Origin of the sequence: Pedobacter polaris (genome assembly GCF_005116505.1) — a bacterium.
Classification (GTDB): domain Bacteria; phylum Bacteroidota; class Bacteroidia; order Sphingobacteriales; family Sphingobacteriaceae; genus Pedobacter; species Pedobacter polaris.
Window position 1 is genome coordinate 1,033,875 of the sequence record NZ_SWBR01000001.1, and the last position, 17,937, is coordinate 1,051,811.

The following is a 17,937-nucleotide window of genomic DNA, read 5'->3' on the forward strand; positions in this document are numbered from 1 at the left end:
AGCTTAGTCATTAAAAGTTTGCATGTCTATCAATTTTTTATAAAGCCCATTCTGACTTATCAATTGCTGATGATTTCCACTTTCGGCTATTTGACCTTTATCTATTACAACAATAAGATCTGCTTGTTGAATAGTACTTAATCTGTGCGCAATAACAATAGAAGTTCTGTTTTGCATTAAATTATTTAGCGCGTCTTGTACTAATTTTTCTGATTCAGTATCTAATGCAGAGGTTGCCTCATCCAATAACATGATGGGAGGATTTGCTAAAACTGCTCTAGCAATACATATGCGTTGCTTTTGCCCACCAGAGAGTTTATTGCCCCTATCACCTACAAGAGAATGATAGCCTTGTTCAGTATTTAAAATAAATTCATGCGCATTAGCTATTTTAGCTGCTGCTATAACTTCTTCTTCGCTTGCATCTGGCTTGCCGAATGCAATATTGTTATAAATTGTATCATTAAATAAAAATGATTCTTGATTAACCGTTCCCATTTGTGAGCGGATACTTTCTACGGTTAAATCTTTATAATCATACCCATCAATCTTAACCGTCCCTGATTTTGGATCGTGAAAGCGCGGTATCAAATCCATTAATGTACTTTTACCACCACCAGACTGACCAACTAACGCAACCGTCTTCCCTTTTTCTATAGTTAACGAAATGTTATTTAATACTTGTTTGTCGCCGTAGTTAAATGATACATTTTCTAAAACTAACGAATTATTAAAACCATTTAAATCTTTAGCATCTAGTTTATTTTCAAGCTCCGGTTTAGTATCAATTAAAGCTAAAACTCTTTCTCCAGCAGAAATACCAGAATGTATGCTACTAAAAGAATCTGTTATCGCTTTTATTGGTTGCATTACCTGAGAGAATGTTGCCAAATAAATCACGAATTCCCCAGGAGCTAAATCACTATTTCCACTTAAAATCATTCCACCACCATACAGTAGAATAAAAACGACAACAAAAATCCCTAAGGTTTGAGAAACAGGAGAGGCTAGTTGTTGCCTTCTTGCCATCTTCCTATTTAAATTAGAATAGAATTTGTTTTCTTGATGAAACTTATCTTTTATTCGGAAGGTTGCATTAAATGCCTTAATTATTTTAATCCCGCTTAAAGCCTCATCTAAAAATCCAATCATTTTAGCAAATGATTCATGAGATTGCGTTGATTGTTGCTTTAATCTTTTAACAATTTTGCTAATAATAAAACCTGAAACCGGAATTACAAGTAGTGAAAACAAGGTAAGTTTTAATGATATGGAAATTAGTACTGCAATGAAGAACAGCAATTGCACAGGTTCTTTAAAAACAACTTGTAAGGTATTTGTTACTGTAAATTGAACTACTTGAACATCAGAAGCAACTTTCGATATGATATCACCTTTTCGCTCATTATTGAAATAACCAACATGTAAATTCATTACATTATTAAAAACAGCTTTTCTTAAGTTAAGCAATGTATGAACTCTTAAGTCCTCCATAAAACGCTGAGAGAAATAACGGAAAAAATTCGCCAATAAAACGGTTGCTATAACTACTATACATATAATTTGTAGTGCATAAATTTTGTCATGACTAGCAATAATTTGATCGACATATTGACCGAATAAGTTCATTGGATTCCAAGAAGATCCTTTGGTAGCAACAGCAACTTGGTCTTCACATGGTTGTAGAAATATGGTGTTCATTATTGGGCCAAGCAACGTGAACAAGAAAGTGTTAAAAATTATTGCAAAAAGAGTTGCAATAACATATGGTATAGCAAACTTTTCTATTGGCTTAGCAAAAGATAATAATCTAAAATAGGTTTTCATTTAAAAATATAAAGGCAGCAAAGTTACGCTTTTTGTTGTTTGTTTAAGTTAAGGTTCATTTACAAGGAATAATATTACATCTGATAAACGGAAATCAGGCAGGTAATGATAAGAAAAATATGTTTATTTGTATTGATGAACTCTTATCAACCACTTAAAAAAGGAATTGAGCAAGGTGATTTTAGGATCTTGGCTAGGGCATTAACACTAGTTGAAAATGAAATCGAACCTTCATCAGCTTTGCTTCAATCTATTTCAATTCAAAACGCCATCCCTGTTATAGGAATTACAGGTCCACCAGGTGCAGGTAAAAGCACGTTAGTAAATGAGATTGTTAATTGCTTTGTAAATAAAGACAAAAAAGTGGCCATTTTGGCAGTAGATCCAACCTCTCCATTTAATTTCGGTTCGTTATTGGGAGATAGGATAAGAATGGCTCAACAATTTAATAATCCAAATGTGTATATACGTTCAATAGCTACTAGAGGTGCTTTGGGTGGAGTATCTATTAAAACATTAGAGATGATTGATGTTTTAAGGGCAGCAAAGTTTGACTTAATTATTGTTGAAACTGTTGGTGTTGGTCAGTCAGAAGTGGAAATTGCAGGATTGGCAGATAAAACAATAGTTGTTTTAGTCCCAGAATCAGGAGATGAAATACAAAACATTAAATCTGGATTGATGGAGATTGCGCAAGCCTTTGTAGTAAACAAAGCAGATAGGGAAGGCGCTGATATGTTTGCCAACAACCTTAAAAAGATGATTCATCAACAAACCGCAGAAATTCCTGTTTTTAAAACCATTGCAGATAAAAAAAATGGTATACTGGAACTGTATAATTGGATAATTAAGCCTATTGATAAGGTTAATGACCGTAGAAAATTTTTATTAGCCGAAAAAGCTTTAAGAATTATTCAACATTATAAAATGCAGGATATAGACAAGAAACAGCTTCGTCTTGCCATCGAAGAAGCTGCATTAAAACCAGATTTTAATATTTATAAATTTGTAGAAGGTTGGATTAAGCATTCATAATTTCTTCGATGTCCTCTACATTTATGGGTATTTCTCTCATTAGATCGATATTCCCATCTTTAGTAACAAGTATATCATTTTCTAACCTTACGCCAAAACCCTCCTCAGGGATATAAATTCCGGGTTCGCAAGTTAAAATATTTCCTACAGCAAAAGGAGTATACCTGCCAGCCAAATCATGTACATCAATACCAAGATGATGAGATGTGCCATGCATAAAGTACTTTTTATAAGCTGGGTAAGTAGGATTTTGATTTTTCACATCGGTTGCTGAAATTAACTTTAGCTTGATTAATTCTTCAGTCATGATCTCTCCAACTTGTTCATGATAACTATTCCATATGGCGCCTGCTATCATCAGTTTTTTAGATTCATTCATTACATGTAACACAGCATTGTAAACCTCTTTTTGTCTAGCAGTGAATCTTCCATTTACAGGAATTGTTCTTGTTAAATCAGCATTGTAATTTGCATACTCGGCTCCAAAATCCATTAGAATCAATTCACCATCCCTACATATTTGGTTATTATCATTATAGTGCAGAATATTAGCATTTTCTCCTGAAGCAATTATAGGTGTGTAACCATGGCCTGTTGCTCTTTTTTTAATAAATTCATGTATAATTTCTGCTTCAATTTCATATTCCATTACCCCTGGCTTTACAAAACGTAACACTCTTAAAAACGCGTCTTTAGTGATATCACATGCATTTTGGGTAAGTTCTACCTCAATTTCAGATTTAATTGCTCGTAGTTCACGCATTAAAGGCGCTGCCCTTTCATATTTATGTAAAGGATATTTATCTCTTAATTCTTTAATAAATCTAATATCTCTATAACTGACAGAATGTGCATAACGATCATTTTCGTTTGTATTAAGGTAAATAGAATCTGCATAGTGGATTATACTATGTAAAATGTTTTCAAATTCTTCAAGCCAATAAACATTCTTAATTCCAGAAACTGCCATTGCTTGCTCCTTTGTATACTTATGGCCTTCCCAAACCTTAATGTGGTTATTAGTCTGTCTTAAAAATAGGACTTCTTTGTATAACGGATTAGGACAGTTTGGGTAAAGTAATAATATAGATTGTTCCTGATCTATGCCCGAAAGGTAAAAAAGGTCAGCGTTTTGCTTAAAAAGAAAGTTTTGATCACCACTTCTAGGAAATTCATCATTAGATTGGAATATAGCTATCGCGTTGTTTTGTAGTAGTTTATTGAAGTTAAACCTGTTTTTGATGAATAAGGAATTGTTTATTTGTGTGTATTTCATAATTTCACTATCTTTATTTGAGGCGAATTTATCAAATTTAATAAATAGAACAATTATTTAAAAGTTTGGAACGGAGTTTGTGTAAGTGTTTTGAGATTATAAAAATTTGTTTAATTTTGTCTTACAAAAAATTATACAATTAATATTTGTTTAACCTTAAAAAAGAAAATTATGAATTATTCTACTTTAAAAAAGGGTGTTTTAGCTTCTTTAGTAGCAGTAATGGGAGTTACCTCTCTTGCTAGCGCTCAAGATGCTCCAGCAACCTCTTCTTCTGCGAAAGTATTCGGCGGAAGAGCACAGTACAGAACTTGGTCATTAGGTGTTAACGGTGGGGTTCTAGCTCCAGTTGTTGTAACTGGTGGCACTAACGATTTCTCTAACTGGGACGTTAACTTAGGTTATGGTCTATCATTACGTAAGCAATTAGGTCATGCATTTGGTTTAGAAGGTAACATTTTCCGTGGAAAATTATCTGGAACTAACAAAGACAAAACAGGTGGTGTTGCAAATGGCACTAAAGAATTTGAAACTGATATTCAATATGCTGCTGATTTAAGAGGTGTTGTAAATGTTGCAACAGTTGATTTCTTACGTCGTGAGAACTCTGTGAACTTCTTCGTTACTGCTGGTTACGGTTTAATGGCTTATAACCCAAAAGTAACTTTAGCTAATGGTACTGTTGTTGACAATAAAGGTAAATTTGGCGAAGATGGTGATAATGACTATATCAAAGAAGCTTACATTCCTGTAGGTGCTGGTATCAAATTTAAAGTTTCTGATCGCGTATCTTTCAATTTAGCTTATACTATGAACTTTGTTGACGGTGATAACGTTGATGGAGTTTATGCTAATGGTACTTCAAAAGATAAATATTCTTATACTTCAGCTGGTTTAGAATTCTCTTTAGGTTCGAAAGCTAAACCTAACTTGGATTGGGTTAACCCACTTGCATTGATGTATGATGAATTAAAAGATCCTACATTACGTGCTGAAGTTGAAGCATTGAAAAATCGTGTTTCTAACGTAGAAAAATCTGTTGAAGATTTGAAAAAAGATTCTGATGGTGACGGTGTTGCTGATCAATTCGACAAATGTGCTGGTACTCCTGCTGGAACTAAAGTTGATGGTTCAGGTTGCCCACTTCCAGTTCCTGCTCCTCAAGTAACTGAAACTACTACAACTTCTAATGTAACTGGTTTTGAAACTATTCAATTTGAATTCAATTCATCAGTATTAAAAACTGAATCTTACCCTACTTTAGATAAATTATCTTCAGTATTGCGTGAAAACGGTGGTAAAGTAACTACTAAAGGTTATGCTTCTAGCGAAGGTACTGCTGCATACAATATGAAATTATCTAAAGACAGAGCTAATTCTGTTAAAACTTACTTAGTAAATTCTGGTGTTAATGCTAGTCAAGTTACTACTAAAGGTTTTGGCGAAGCTAATCCAATTGCTTCTAACGATACTGAAGAAGGTCGTATCCAAAATCGTCGTGTTGAGACTTCAAGAAACTAATCTTTCTTAATTCGATATAAAAAGAGCCCCGAAATTTCGGGGCTCTTTTTATTTATACCTACATTTGTACATGTACTTTTTCAGAAAAAGAGATCCAAATAGACCTTTAAATATCAACATTAAAATAATGCACATAATCAATGCATTGGCTATTCTATTATTTTTAGGGGGAATAACTTGGAAATTGATACAATGGTTTATCTTAAAAAAATAATAACGATAATGAAGACGATAATCAATACAAAAAATGCTCCAGCTCCAATTGGTCCGTATAGCCAAGCTGTAATTGCCAATGGCTTTTTATTCGCATCTGGTCAAGTTGCAATTAATCCAGAAAGTGGAGAATTAAATCTTGGCACAATTACGGAAGAAACACATCAAGTTATGCGCAACATCAAAGCTGTTTTAATAGAGGCCGACTACGATTTTGAACATATTGTTAAAACAACTATTTTCTTGTCCGATATGGCTTTATTTGCTGAAGTAAATGAAATTTATGGTTCTTATTTTGAATCTGCTTATCCAGCTCGTGAAACAGTTGCGGTAAAGGGATTACCAAAGGGAGTTAATGTAGAAATTTCAATTACAGCATTTAAAGGCTAAATCTCGTTGAAATCTAAATCACGTTATTTATTAGCAGCATTTTTATCGGTTGCCATCTGGGGATTCTTTTCTATTCCACTTAGAAATTTAAAAGCTTTCCCTTCTGAAGAAATTTTATATTACCGTATATTTACCTCATTAATTGTAATATGGCTTGCTATTTTACTATTTAGAAGAAAATATTTAAAACAAGATCTTCAATATTATCGATCGATCTTACCCAGGGAAAGAAGAATTATTATCTGGCAAATTGTAGGTGCAACAGTTTTGCTAACCTTAAATTGGTATACTTTCATTTATGCGGTAAATAATGTTAGCTTAAAATCTGCAGCATTTGCTTATATGGTTTGTCCATTAATTACAGCTTTTGGCGGGTTTTTAATTTTAAAAGAAGAGCTTTCTAAAATTAAGTTAATCTCATTAGGAATTGCTTTATTAAGTATTTTAATGCTTGCTACTGGCTCTTTTATTGAAGTCCTTTGGTCTGTTATAATTGCAGCCTTATATGCGTTTTATTTGATTATTCAACGTAAGATGCAGCATTTAGATAAACTAAATGTATTGGCTTTGCAAATTACTTTAGCTGTTGTAATGATGTTGCCTTTCTATATTTACCAACATGAAGGTTTTCCAACTGGAGTTTGGTTTTGGAGTCATATCACCATTATTGCAGTTGTATTTACAGTTATACCATTATTTCTGAGTTTATATGCATTAATTGGTATTCCATCTTCAACTTTAGGAATAATTATCTATTTAAATCCAATAATTGCATTTGCTGTTGCTGTTTTATATTTTGACGAGCGAATTAGTGTTAATCAGTTACTTGCCTATTTAATACTCTTATTCGCTGTTTTTCTATTTAATTGGAACTTGATAAAAGATATCTTTACTTTTAAGAGAAAATAATTGCATTTTGTTTGCCTCAAATTTAGATACACCACTAGTTTACCTGAAGGGCGTTGGTCCAAAACGTGCCGAACTTTTGCAAAAAGAGTTAGGAGTTTCTACCTACGAACAACTTTTAGATCATTATCCTTTTAGATACATAGATAGAACTCGTTTCTATAAAATAAACGAGCTAAACCCAGAAATGCCCCTAGTACAAGTAGTGGGGAGAATTGTTAGTAAAGAAACCATAGGTGAAAAACATAAAAAAAGGATAGTAGCCAAATTTGCAGATGACACTGGAATTATGGATTTGGTTTGGTTTCAAAGCTTAAAATGGGTTGAAGATAATGTAATGCGTGGAAGTACATATATTGCTTTTGGAAAACCCACTTTATTCAATAATAGCTTTAGCATTTCTCATCCAGATTTAGAGCCATATCCCAGACAAACTGGCATTACTGGAAACCTAACATTGCAACCAATTTATAATTCGACAGAAAAGCTTAAAAAAAGTTTTCTAGACAGTAAAGGGATCCAAAAGCTAATTCATCATATTATTGAATTGCACATTAATGAAGTTAGAGAAACCTTACCAACTTACATTTTAGAAAAATATAAATTAATTAGTAGAAAAGATGCATTAATCAATATTCATTTTCCTTCAAATACTTCCATGTTACAGCATGCCGAGAGACGATTGAAATTTGAAGAACTCTTCTTTATTCAACTTCAATTACTACACAATAAGCAACTGAGGAGTTTAAAGTTTAAAGGAGCACTTTTTAATACCGTTGGAGAGAAGGTAAATACTTTTTATAACACAAAGCTTCCGTTTGATTTAACTAATGCACAGAAGCGAGTTATCAAAGAAATAAGATTAGATACCCAAAGAGGAAGCCAAATGAATAGACTTATTCAGGGCGATGTTGGAAGCGGTAAAACAGTTGTAGCTTTAATGAGCATGTTGTTGGCAAACGATAATGGCTATCAAGCTTGTATGATGGCACCTACAGAAATATTAGCACGCCAGCATTATCAATCCCTGGTTGATTTATTAAAAGGGGAACTGATTAATATTGGTATTCTTACAGGAAATACTACCAAGAAACAAAGAACAATTTTACATCAACAATTGGAAAATGGGGAGGTTGATATTTTAGTTGGTACTCATGCGTTGATTGAGGATAAGGTTCAATTCAAAAATTTGGGTTTGGTTGTAATTGATGAGCAACATCGTTTTGGTGTAGAGCAAAGGGCAAAACTTTGGAGAAAGAATGTTATTCCACCTCATATTTTAGTAATGACAGCAACCCCAATTCCACGAACATTGGCCATGACTCTGTATGGTGATTTAGATGTTTCTGTTATTGATGAATTGCCTATTGGTAGGAAACCGATTGAAACCAAGCATTTATTTGAAGGCCAAAGGTTGCGCATGTTTGGTTTTATGAAACAAGAGATTGCTAAAGGTAGACAGGTTTATATAGTTTATCCATTAATAAGAGAAAGTGAAAAATTAGATCTTTTGCACTTAGAAGCTGGAGTAGAGCAGATGAGACACGAATTTCCATTGCCGAATTATCACATTAGTATTGTACATGGGCAAATGCCAAATGCTGATAAACAATATGAAATGCAACAGTTTATTCAAGGTAAAAGCCAAATAATGGTTGCCACAACTGTAATTGAAGTAGGTGTAAATGTTCCTAATGCCTCAGTTATGATTATAGAAAATGCAGAAAGATTTGGACTTTCACAATTGCATCAATTAAGGGGGAGGGTTGGCCGTGGGGCGGAGCAATCTTTCTGTATTTTAATGTCGGGTAATAAGCTGAGCCAAAATTCTAAATTACGTTTAGAGACGATGGTTAAAACTAATAATGGTTTCGAAATCTCTGAAATTGATTTGCAACTTCGTGGACCCGGTGATATTACAGGAACTCAACAAAGTGGGGTTCTTGAGCTTAAATTAGCAAATTTGGCTAAAGACCAAGTTATTTTGCAGGAAGCAAGAAATACAGTTATTGAGCTTTTTGAAAAAGACAAAATGCTCGATTTGCCAGAAAATTTATTGCTAAAAAACTATCTTCATAAAAAAACAAGAGCAATCGCTTTTGATAAGATTTCTTAAACCCCTAAAGGGGCTTACTTTTGTCATTCTGAGCCTGCGAAGAATCTATAAGTTTAACTACATTCTTCAAACTACAGACAAATTATGTTAGAAAAGCCCATTAGGGATTTGATTTAATCCTCATCGCTGCCTGGCAAACTACCAGCACCTGTGTAAGCGCCTTTACGGATGATTGGCATTTTTAAATATTTAAACAATTCATCCAAATGCATTAAACTGCCGTTGGTTTTGTTACCTAAGAAAATTACCACAATATCTTTATCTAAATCGCGGATGTAGATGTGGCGGAAACCATGCCACCAACCTGTATGGTAAACAACTTTGTCCATCCCTTTACCATCAAACATACGCCAGCCATAGCCATAATTAAAGTGACCATTAACGGGTTTATTGCGGCCAACGTAGGCTGAATCTAAACTCTTGTTGGTTAGCAATCTCTCGTTTTTCAAATATTTATCGTACAATAACAAATCATGGATTGTACTGTAAATCCCTTTATCGCCAACTGGGCCATCTAAAAAGTTCTGAACTACCGAATATTTGAAACTATTTCTATCATGGCCAACTACATCTACAGGGATTTTAGGATAAACTGTAGTAGAATAAACGTGTGTATTTTTCATTCCAGCAGGTTTAAATATATGCTCCATCATATATTCGGCATAAGTTTTTCCTGTTACCTTTTCTATAATTGCACCCAAAACCATAAAGTTAGAGTTGTTGTAATGAAACCTATTGTTTGGTTTGGTGTACGGATTAGGTTTTCTTTCGGCTATTACGTTCATAACGTCATTATTCGATACACCTTTTTTCTGGTCTTTTTTCTCTTTGCGCCAAATGTCATCAATGAAATAAACATAATTCATCATTCCACTCCTGTGAGATAAAAGCAATTTTACAGTAATGCCATCATAAGGAAAGTTTGGGTAGAATTTTTTCACATCGTCTGTTAACTTTAGTTTTCCAGCCTCAACTAATTGCATAATTGCAATACCTGTAAAAGTTTTGGTAATAGAGGCTAGTTCAAATTCTGAGTTTATTTTTAGGCTATCGCGATGTAAATAATCTGCCCAGCCAATAGCTTTTTCATAAAGGATTTTACCTTTTCTGGCTACTAATATATTGCCATTAAAACCTGACTTTTTATGCAAGTTCTGTACAAAATCAGCAATCCATTGGTCGCCTTTTTTTGGGTCGTATGAGATTAATATGCTGTCAGCTTTATCGTCTTCCTTGGTTCTTACTTTTTTATCGGCAGCTGCCTTTTTAGCTTTTTCTTCTTTAGAGGTGCAAGATGAGAGAGATATGATTGTTAATGCAAACGCAGTAATTAGTAAACGAAACTTCATAGAGATAGTAATAGTAGTTAAAAGTCGGCAAAATAAGCATTCCTAAAAAAATAACGATAAAAGAGTTATAAACATTGTTTTGCTCAAAGAATTAAGGCACAAATGTTTTTGCTTGCTCCTAAAAATGGATTGATATATGCTGGCTATAAATTAAGCCTGTGAACGCCCCAAAAGATTTCCACTAATACCGAATTTCATAAACTAAATCCGTTGCAATGCTTGTTTAACTGTTTCTTTGTTGGCTTTAGAAACAGGTATTTTTTGTCCAGATGTTAAGAGCAGAATCCCACCGTCTTCTTTTAACCAGCTTTTTACATATTTTGGATTTACTAAATGGCTTTGGTGAGTTCTTAAAAATCCGTTGGGGCGCAGTAAATCTGCATATTCTTTTAAAGATTTAGAAACTACTATTTTTTCGCTATTCGCTAAAAAGAAATAGGTATAACTATTATCGGCCTCGCAACGTATAATTTCAACTAAAGGGATATATCTTATTTCGTTTTGCATTGGCAGGGCAATTGTGCTAACGTCCTTTTCTGGCTTTTTTAGTTGTTGTAGTAAAAAATCGAGCTGCAGATTTTGTATCTGTGTTGTCAATTTATATTCGACTTTATTTACTGCAGTTATCAACTCTTCAATATCAATGGGTTTTAAAAGATAATCTAAGGCGGCAAATTTTACAGCTTGTATGCCATAATGGTCGTAAGCAGTAACAAAAATAACTTCGAAATTACGCTTTGGAAGCAGTTTTAACACCTCAAAACCTGTTTGCTCACCCATTTGAATATCGAGAAATACTAAGTGTGGTTGATGTTTTTCAATGGCACCAACTGCATCACTTACATTTTGTGCTGTTGCCATTATAGTTACCTGCGGACAATGCTTTTCTAGCAAAGTCCGTAGGTTTTCTAAGTTGGAAATTTCGTCATCTATTAAAACTGCTTTCATTATATTATAGCCAATCAGTTAATGTTAAACATATTTTAGTGCCATTAGTGGTTGATTGTATAGCTAAAGTAAAGCGATTTTCTTTATAAATATTATTTAAGAGTTGTATTCTACTGTCACTTAATAGAAGACCCAAACCAGTATTCTTTTTTTCGGTGTCAAATCCATTTCCATTATCGGTAACAGTTAAAACCAAATCATTTGCTTGTTTAATAAATGCGATCATAATTTTTCCATCGGTAGCTTTTTGCGATATACCGTGTTTCACTGCATTTTCTACAAAAGGTTGTAGGAGCATACTTGGTATTTCAATGTTAGCTAAATCTAAGTTTTCGGAGCGGTTAATTTCGTACTTAAAGCCGAACCGCAATTGCTCCATTTGTAGGTAATCGTCTAGTAAAGTTTTTTCCTGCGATAAGCTAATCAGTTCTTTATCGTCAAGTACATTACGGGTTAGCCTAGCAAATTTAGATAGGTATTTATTGGCATTGTCTATTTCGTTTTTGTTCATTAAATTTTGAATCCCTGAAAGTGCATTAAACAAAAAATGAGGGTTTAATTGAGAGCGAACGGAGTTAAGTTGAAGCTTTGCAGTGTTTTTTTGCTGCTCTTTTTCTGCCAGCTTTTGTTTGTTCCTCTTTTTTGTGAAGTAAAGGAAGATAAGAAAAACTAATCCAAGCGAGCATGCAACGATCAGTGTATATATTAAAAGTTCTTTTTTGGTGTAGCTTCTTTCTTCTAAAGTGATAGAAAGGGTATGCCTAGTAGTATATTTTTCTTTTTCTTTTGAGGAAATATTCCATCTAATTAATGGCTGAATAATAATCTCATAATCTCCTGATTTCTTGAAGATATTTTTGTCTATGCTTATATGTGGTAAGTACGCATTTCCATCAACAAAGTGACCGTATTCCCAAGCAGTTGATTTGAAAATTATTTTGTTTGTTTGCTTATCTTTTATTGAAGTATAGTAAAGATAGTCTAAATCTGATTTATCTTTTATAATTGTTAGTTCCTTGTCTTTTTTAGCGAAGCTGAAGTTTGTTCTTTCTTTTAAATCGGTTAAGCTGCCAAAGCCATGGTCTAGTGCAAAAAGTTTTGAAAAGAATTTTATTTTTGCTCTCGGAATCGGCTTACCATAAAAAACAGATTTGTCAATATCTAACGGGTTTTCGGTGCTATAGACAAGTGTTGTAATGATTTTACCTTGAATACGAAAGATACCAAGCGTTGTAGAGCGGAATACTTCTTCATCTCCTCCTGCGTTGGTATTTTTCAGTTGCGCTGTGTCGATTGATTTATTTACCACTATTGGTTTGTTGTCAACCAAAATTGTGTATCTATAATGCTGTATATTAATATTATTTCTAAAATTAATTTGGATGCTTAAATTATGAACGTCAGGTAAATAATTAAAAGAAGTATTGGGTTGATTTGGGAAGATATTATTATAGTGGACATTTTTGGCAGAACTATCAACACACATTAGTAGTTTTCCACCAGCAGCATACATGTGAGAAAAGTTGATGCCTTTTTGTGCATTTACCGTAGATAGCGCAATAAAGAAGCTGAGAAATGTGAAGATGATTCTTTTCATAATGTTAAGTTTAATTCTCACCAAACTTGTAGCAATAATAGCGAAACTAAAACCATAAAACAGGAATGGTGGTGTTTGAAATAGTAGAGGTATTGTTTTGTGCAGTATTCGTTTTTGCCGATAACCAATTCCGTTGTTAATTAAACCCGATTGTAGCGAGCACGAGCTAGGTACGTAGGCGAAGTAAAGCGGAAAGCGGGGCTGAAAGTTCAAAAATGGTACTGCACTTGCTTTTCGTAATTATTTTACAAAACTCTATCATCTTTTAAAAGGGTGTAATTTTAAAAATGCTAAATTTGGCAAAAAAATAATAACATCATGAGTTTCAGAATAGAACACGATACAATGGGCGAGGTGCAAGTGCCTGCTGAAAAATATTGGGGAGCACAAACCGAACGTTCACGTAATAATTTTAAAATTGGTCCGGAAGCTAGTATGCCGAAGGAAATTATACATGCATTTGGCTATTTGAAAAAAGCCGCTGCTTTAGCAAATACAGAATTAGGTGTTTTGTCTCAGGATAAAGCAAATTTAATTGCAAGTGCTTGTGATGAAGTTATTGCAGGTAAGCTGGATGCAGAATTTCCTTTGGTAATTTGGCAAACAGGTTCTGGAACACAAAGCAACATGAATGCTAATGAGGTTATTGCAAATAGAGCTCATGTAATTAATGGCGGAAGCTTGGCTGATGATAAAAAAGTTTTGCATCCTAATGATGATGTGAATAAATCTCAATCATCTAATGATACTTACCCAACGGCAATGCACATTGCAGCATACAAACAAGCTGTAGAAATTACCATTCCTGGATTAGAGAAATTAAGAAATACGTTAGCTAAAAAAGCAGCTAGTTGGAATGATATCGTAAAGACTGGCCGTACACACTTTATGGATGCTACGCCATTAACATTAGGACAAGAGTTTTCTGGTTATGTACAGCAAATTGACAATGGTCTTAGAGCAATTAAAAATGCTTTGCAAATGATTAGTGAACTTGCTTTAGGCGGGACAGCTGTTGGTACGGGTTTAAATACGCCTGCTGGTTATGATGTTCTAGTAGCTAAAAAAATTGCTGAATTAACAGGTTTAGATTTTGTAACTGCACCAAATAAATTTGAGGCTTTAGCTGCACATGACGCAATGGTAGAGCTTTCTAGTGCTTATAGACGTGTGGCAGTTTCTTTAATGAAGGTTGCTAATGATATCAGGATGTTAAGTTCTGGTCCTCGTTCAGGAATTGGAGAGATTATTATCCCAGATAATGAGCCAGGTTCTTCAATCATGCCAGGAAAGGTTAATCCGACACAACCAGAAGCATTAACTATGGTTTGTGCTCAAGTTATGGGTAACGATGTAACAGTTGGCATTGGCGGTAGTAATGGTCATTTTGAGTTGAATGTTTTTAAACCAGTTATTGCTGCTAATGTTTTGCAAAGTGGTGGTTTAATTGGCGATGCTTGTGTGTCATTTAATGATAAATGTGCAGAAGGAATTGAGCCAAATAAACCTGTAATTAAACAACATATGGAAAATTCTTTAATGTTGGTTACGGCACTTAACCCGTATGTTGGCTATGAGAACGCAGCTAAAATTGCTAAAAAAGCACATAAGGAAAATAAAACGTTACGTGAAGCAGCAATTGCATTGGGTTTGTTAACTGACGAACAATTTACAGAATGGGTAAAACCTGAAGACATGGTGGGAAGCCTTAAATAATTAAACAGAGAGACTAAAGCTGAAAGCATAAAAATTAAGTTGCTAAAATATATCGATTGTAATTATTTAATAATGACAAGTTTTTTTAAGAGAATTTACCTTTTTGCTTTAGTCTTTGGTTTTTCAGCTTTTGTCTTGTCTTGCACTCGCTTACCAAACGTACAAGGTAAGGGTGAGTTGCTTTTGCAGGGAGTTTGGAATCAGGATAGTATAGCAAACAATAACAAGTTATTAAACTACACAAAGCACCATTTTAAAATTAGTTGCGATTCATTTTATGTGGATTTAACTACTTATAGTAAAGCTAATTACTACGAAGATTCGTGTTTTAATAAAGGGGTTTGGAAAGAATATGCCAAGGGTACATATTTAGTTAAGGGAGATACATTGCTATTAAACGGCACATTTACAAAAGCTAATTATAAACAAAAGGTTTCGGGCTGCTATCGTAACGGACGTTATTTAGCTAATTTTAAAATTAAATCTTCTAGTGCCAATAATTTGGTTTTGGAAAGCTTGAATGACCAAAGAGAATGCATACTAGTTTTGAAGGAAAAAATTACCTGTGAACAAAAAGAATTATAGAATGAAAAATTTAAAGAGAATAGTTGTTATAATTGCTTTAGCTTATATGCCCTTTACAGCTGCGGCATGGGGTGTTTTAGGGCACAGAATAGTTGGTGATATCGCAGAATCATATATCAATGCTAAAACTCGCTTGGCAATTAAGCAGATTTTAGGCACAGAAAGTATAGCAATGACTGCAAACTGGGCAGATTTTATTAAGTCTGACACAAGCTATAATTATTTGAGCAATTGGCATTATGTAAATCTGCCAGAAAACTTAAGTAAAAGTGATGTATTTAGTTTTTTATCGAATCAACCAAGCGCAAACATTTACAATAAAACGAATGAAATGATTGCTGTTTTAAAAAATCCAAAAAGCACAATGATTCAGAAGAAATTAGCTTTAAGAATGATTATCCATTTGGTTGGAGATCTGCATCAGCCAATGCATACTGCTCGAAAAGATGATTTAGGGGGAAATAAGATTCAATTGCTCTGGTTTGGAGAAAAATCTAATCTGCATAGAGTTTGGGATGAAGGATTAATTGATTTTCAGCAATTGAGTTATACAGAATATACCAAAGCCATAAACCATACAACTCCTCAACAGGTTCTGAATTGGCAGAAAGCTGATTTGAAGGATTGTGTATATGAATCTTATACTATCTGTAATAAAATTTATACTACCGGAATAAAAAATGATGATAAGTTAAGCTATAAATATAATTTCGATTGGATTGGAACTGTAAATGAACAACTTTTAAAAGGAGGTGTTCGATTGGCTGGAATCTTAAACAGTATTTATAAGTAATTCAGATGAAAAGACTAATTTTATTTATTTGTGTTTGCTCATTTCTTTCTTGTAAAAAAAATAATAAAGCTGAAGAAAATATAACAGATTATTATTGGGTTTTAAAAACTGCAGTTATAACTCCAGCAAAAATTATTAATGGCAAATCTACTACTGATTATAAAAATGCATTAGGTGAAGGTAGTTGTCTAGCTAGTAATTATACTTTTAATTTTCTATCAACTGGCATTTATCAAGTATCTTCTAATGGATCTTTGTGTGATATGGTTGCAAACAACAATGATCAAAAGTGGTCTAAAGACGGTAATGTGATTACTTTACTAAATAATTATGCGGCTATAAAGCAATTAACCGTTTCAGGAAACGTAATGTTGCAAACTACTAGTTTCACCGAGAATAATGTAAATTATAATATTATTTATACTTATTCTGCTATAAAGAAATAAAGATTTTGAGAATTTTGATGGTTTGTTTGGGTAATATTTGTCGCTCTCCTTTGGCAGAAGGAATAATGCGTCATTTAGTTAATGAACAAAATTTAGGTTGGGAAATAGCATCTGCAGGAACGGGTGACTGGCATATTGGAAGAGCCCCAGATTACAGAAGCATTGAAGTTGCTAAAAATTATGGCTATGATATTTCTGCGCAGAGAGCTAAACTTTTTACTTCTGAATGTTTTGATGAGTTTGATCATATTTTAGTAATGGATAAGAACAATTATAAAACTGTTTTAAAACTTGCTAAAAATGAGGAGCAGAAAAATAAAGTTCAATTCTTTTTAGCAGACAATGGAGAAGTAATAGACCCATACCACCATAGCCACTTATTCGAATATGTTTTTAATGAGGTAGAAGCAAGGTGTAAGAAACTTATAAAGGAATGGAAGTAGTTCACCAGTCATTTGTCATTAGTTCATTGGTAGGGCGATTAAATCAGTTCTTATTTTCTTTCTTAATGCCAGTTAAATAAATATAGTTAAACATACAGAAAGAGGCCATTGCTCCAAATGTATGCCACAAAAAATGCGTTCCAGTATTTAGCCATTCCCATTTATCCGCTATGCGGAAAGTGAGGGCAGCTACAAATGAGATGAGTGCAATCCCAACCCATTTCCCATCCTTCCATTTGGTATGAATTAAATAAGCTAATACAGGTAGTAAAACTAGCAATGCCATCATTGCATAATTGATGTTGATGAATAAATGCATATTATTTCCAGACAAAATGCTTCTAAAATAAAATTGAAATCCAACATAAGCTCCAACCAATAATAGTGCATAGTACCATTTAATCAGTTGTGACATAAAGTAAACGCCAGCAGAAACACAAAGTAGCATAATTGGCACCCAATCCATCATAATAAAAGGTGGCCACTGTCTAAATGCATGGTAGGTTGTTCCTCCAATACCGCCAATATATAGTAAGATTAAGCAATAAGTTAAAAACGGATGAGATTGATGGTTCTTCCAAAGTTTGAAGGTCCAATAAATGGCAATCGCCAAGAAAAAGCAAGACGTTAGCGCATTTAAAGGTTCTGGAAATAAGTTTCCTAGATTGGTTTCTGCATATAAAGTGCCTCCATCTGGTGGATTTTGAACTGTCAGCATAATGATGGATTTTCTTTTAAAACGTTAAGACATTTTAAATGTTTTAATTTAAATTTAT

17 protein-coding genes are annotated in these 17,937 nt (G+C 33.6%); 11 read left to right on the forward strand and 6 right to left on the reverse strand.

What is annotated here, in order from left to right:
* Positions 1–3: 3 nt before the first annotated feature.
* Positions 4–1,827: an ABC transporter ATP-binding protein gene (locus tag FA048_RS04580; protein WP_136839022.1), complete on the reverse strand. Its 1,824-nt coding sequence runs from the start codon at positions 1,825–1,827 to the stop codon at positions 4–6.
* Between the two features lie 105 nt (positions 1,828–1,932).
* On the opposite strand from FA048_RS04580, the gene meaB reads away from it, so the two are divergent.
* Positions 1,933–2,862, forward strand: coding sequence for a methylmalonyl Co-A mutase-associated GTPase MeaB (gene meaB / locus FA048_RS04585; RefSeq protein WP_225872472.1), 930 nt, complete (start codon positions 1,933–1,935; stop codon positions 2,860–2,862).
* Here meaB and FA048_RS04590 read toward each other — a convergent pair.
* Complete coding sequence (locus tag FA048_RS04590) at positions 2,849–4,138, reverse strand: aminopeptidase P family protein (RefSeq protein ID WP_136839023.1); 1,290 nt, start codon at positions 4,136–4,138, stop codon at positions 2,849–2,851. The genes meaB and FA048_RS04590 overlap by 14 nt on opposite strands.
* 171 nt (positions 4,139–4,309) lie before the next feature.
* On the opposite strand from FA048_RS04590, the gene FA048_RS04595 reads away from it, so the two are divergent.
* The 5 genes from FA048_RS04595 to recG all read left to right on the forward strand — a co-directional run bounded on the left by FA048_RS04595 (position 4,310) and on the right by recG (position 9,284).
* Complete coding sequence (locus FA048_RS04595; protein WP_136839024.1) at positions 4,310–5,659, forward strand: OmpA family protein; 1,350 nt, start codon at positions 4,310–4,312, stop codon at positions 5,657–5,659.
* Between the two features lie 70 nt (positions 5,660–5,729).
* Positions 5,730–5,873, forward strand: a complete 144-nt coding sequence (locus tag FA048_RS20055; RefSeq protein WP_317130516.1) for a DUF6728 family protein — start codon at positions 5,730–5,732, stop codon at positions 5,871–5,873.
* Positions 5,874–5,881: 8 nt separating this feature from the next.
* A complete protein-coding gene (locus tag FA048_RS04600) occupies positions 5,882–6,262 on the forward strand; it encodes a RidA family protein (protein WP_136839025.1) in 381 nt (126 codons plus the stop codon).
* Between the two features lie 6 nt (positions 6,263–6,268).
* Complete coding sequence (locus FA048_RS04605; RefSeq protein ID WP_136839026.1) at positions 6,269–7,171, forward strand: EamA family transporter; 903 nt, start codon at positions 6,269–6,271, stop codon at positions 7,169–7,171.
* A gap of 7 nt (positions 7,172–7,178) precedes the next feature.
* Positions 7,179–9,284 carry an ATP-dependent DNA helicase RecG gene (gene recG, locus FA048_RS04610; RefSeq protein WP_136839027.1) on the forward strand — a complete coding sequence of 702 codons (2,106 nt, stop codon included), beginning with the start codon at positions 7,179–7,181 and terminating at the stop codon, positions 9,282–9,284.
* Positions 9,285–9,397: 113 nt separating this feature from the next.
* Here the strand turns inward: recG and FA048_RS04615 are convergent, their stop codons facing one another.
* The 3 genes from FA048_RS04615 to FA048_RS04625 all read right to left on the reverse strand — a co-directional run bounded on the left by FA048_RS04615 (position 9,398) and on the right by FA048_RS04625 (position 13,178).
* The gene (locus FA048_RS04615) at positions 9,398–10,633 is read right to left on the reverse strand and encodes a serine hydrolase domain-containing protein (protein ID WP_136839028.1); all 1,236 of its coding nucleotides are present in this window, start codon (positions 10,631–10,633) and stop codon (positions 9,398–9,400) included.
* A 201-nt stretch (positions 10,634–10,834) separates the two neighbouring features.
* Positions 10,835–11,581 (reverse strand): LytR/AlgR family response regulator transcription factor, encoded by a 747-nt coding sequence (locus FA048_RS04620; protein ID WP_136839029.1) that lies wholly within the window; start codon positions 11,579–11,581, stop codon positions 10,835–10,837.
* 4 nt (positions 11,582–11,585) lie between these two features.
* The gene (locus FA048_RS04625) at positions 11,586–13,178 is read right to left on the reverse strand and encodes a sensor histidine kinase (protein ID WP_136839030.1); all 1,593 of its coding nucleotides are present in this window, start codon (positions 13,176–13,178) and stop codon (positions 11,586–11,588) included.
* 318 nt (positions 13,179–13,496) lie between these two features.
* On the opposite strand from FA048_RS04625, the gene fumC reads away from it, so the two are divergent.
* The 5 genes from fumC (at position 13,497) to FA048_RS04650 (ending at position 17,161) form a co-directional block, all read left to right on the forward strand.
* Complete coding sequence (gene fumC, locus FA048_RS04630; protein ID WP_136839031.1) at positions 13,497–14,894, forward strand: class II fumarate hydratase; 1,398 nt, start codon at positions 13,497–13,499, stop codon at positions 14,892–14,894.
* A 72-nt stretch (positions 14,895–14,966) separates the two neighbouring features.
* Entirely contained in the window at positions 14,967–15,479 is a 513-nt protein-coding gene (locus FA048_RS04635; RefSeq protein ID WP_225872473.1) for a fumarate hydratase, read from the forward strand.
* Between the two features lies 1 nt (position 15,480).
* Complete coding sequence (locus tag FA048_RS04640) at positions 15,481–16,272, forward strand: S1/P1 nuclease (RefSeq protein ID WP_136839032.1); 792 nt, start codon at positions 15,481–15,483, stop codon at positions 16,270–16,272.
* 5 nt (positions 16,273–16,277) lie between these two features.
* Positions 16,278–16,718 carry a hypothetical protein gene (locus FA048_RS04645; RefSeq protein ID WP_136839033.1) on the forward strand — a complete coding sequence of 147 codons (441 nt, stop codon included), beginning with the start codon at positions 16,278–16,280 and terminating at the stop codon, positions 16,716–16,718.
* Positions 16,719–16,735: 17 nt separating this feature from the next.
* Positions 16,736–17,161: a low molecular weight protein-tyrosine-phosphatase gene (locus FA048_RS04650; RefSeq protein WP_317130518.1), complete on the forward strand. Its 426-nt coding sequence runs from the start codon at positions 16,736–16,738 to the stop codon at positions 17,159–17,161.
* Between the two features lie 43 nt (positions 17,162–17,204).
* On the opposite strand, the gene FA048_RS04655 is transcribed toward FA048_RS04650, so the two are convergent.
* Positions 17,205–17,879: a hypothetical protein gene (locus FA048_RS04655; RefSeq protein WP_136839035.1), complete on the reverse strand. Its 675-nt coding sequence runs from the start codon at positions 17,877–17,879 to the stop codon at positions 17,205–17,207.
* Positions 17,880–17,937 lie beyond the last annotated feature (58 nt).

Bases quoted from the DNA above. Each gene is read 5' to 3' on its own strand.
- fumC (WP_136839031.1), top strand. From the start codon at position 13,497: ATGAGTTTCAGAATAGAACACGATACAATGGGCGAGGTGCAAGTGCCT.
- FA048_RS04620 (WP_136839029.1), bottom strand. From the start codon at position 11,581: ATGAAAGCAGTTTTAATAGATGACGAAATTTCCAACTTAGAAAACCTA.
- FA048_RS04655 (WP_136839035.1), bottom strand. From the start codon at position 17,879: ATGCTGACAGTTCAAAATCCACCAGATGGAGGCACTTTATATGCAGAA.
- FA048_RS04590 (WP_136839023.1), bottom strand. From the start codon at position 4,138: ATGAAATACACACAAATAAACAATTCCTTATTCATCAAAAACAGGTTT.
- FA048_RS20055 (WP_317130516.1), top strand. From the start codon at position 5,730: ATGTACTTTTTCAGAAAAAGAGATCCAAATAGACCTTTAAATATCAAC.
- meaB (WP_225872472.1), top strand. From the start codon at position 1,933: ATGATAAGAAAAATATGTTTATTTGTATTGATGAACTCTTATCAACCA.
- FA048_RS04650 (WP_317130518.1), top strand. From the start codon at position 16,736: ATGGTTTGTTTGGGTAATATTTGTCGCTCTCCTTTGGCAGAAGGAATA.
- FA048_RS04625 (WP_136839030.1), bottom strand. From the start codon at position 13,178: ATGAAAAGAATCATCTTCACATTTCTCAGCTTCTTTATTGCGCTATCT.
- FA048_RS04580 (WP_136839022.1), bottom strand. From the start codon at position 1,827: ATGAAAACCTATTTTAGATTATTATCTTTTGCTAAGCCAATAGAAAAG.
- FA048_RS04595 (WP_136839024.1), top strand. From the start codon at position 4,310: ATGAATTATTCTACTTTAAAAAAGGGTGTTTTAGCTTCTTTAGTAGCA.
- FA048_RS04640 (WP_136839032.1), top strand. From the start codon at position 15,481: ATGAAAAATTTAAAGAGAATAGTTGTTATAATTGCTTTAGCTTATATG.
- FA048_RS04615 (WP_136839028.1), bottom strand. From the start codon at position 10,633: ATGAAGTTTCGTTTACTAATTACTGCGTTTGCATTAACAATCATATCT.
- FA048_RS04645 (WP_136839033.1), top strand. From the start codon at position 16,278: ATGAAAAGACTAATTTTATTTATTTGTGTTTGCTCATTTCTTTCTTGT.
- FA048_RS04600 (WP_136839025.1), top strand. From the start codon at position 5,882: ATGAAGACGATAATCAATACAAAAAATGCTCCAGCTCCAATTGGTCCG.
- FA048_RS04635 (WP_225872473.1), top strand. From the start codon at position 14,967: ATGACAAGTTTTTTTAAGAGAATTTACCTTTTTGCTTTAGTCTTTGGT.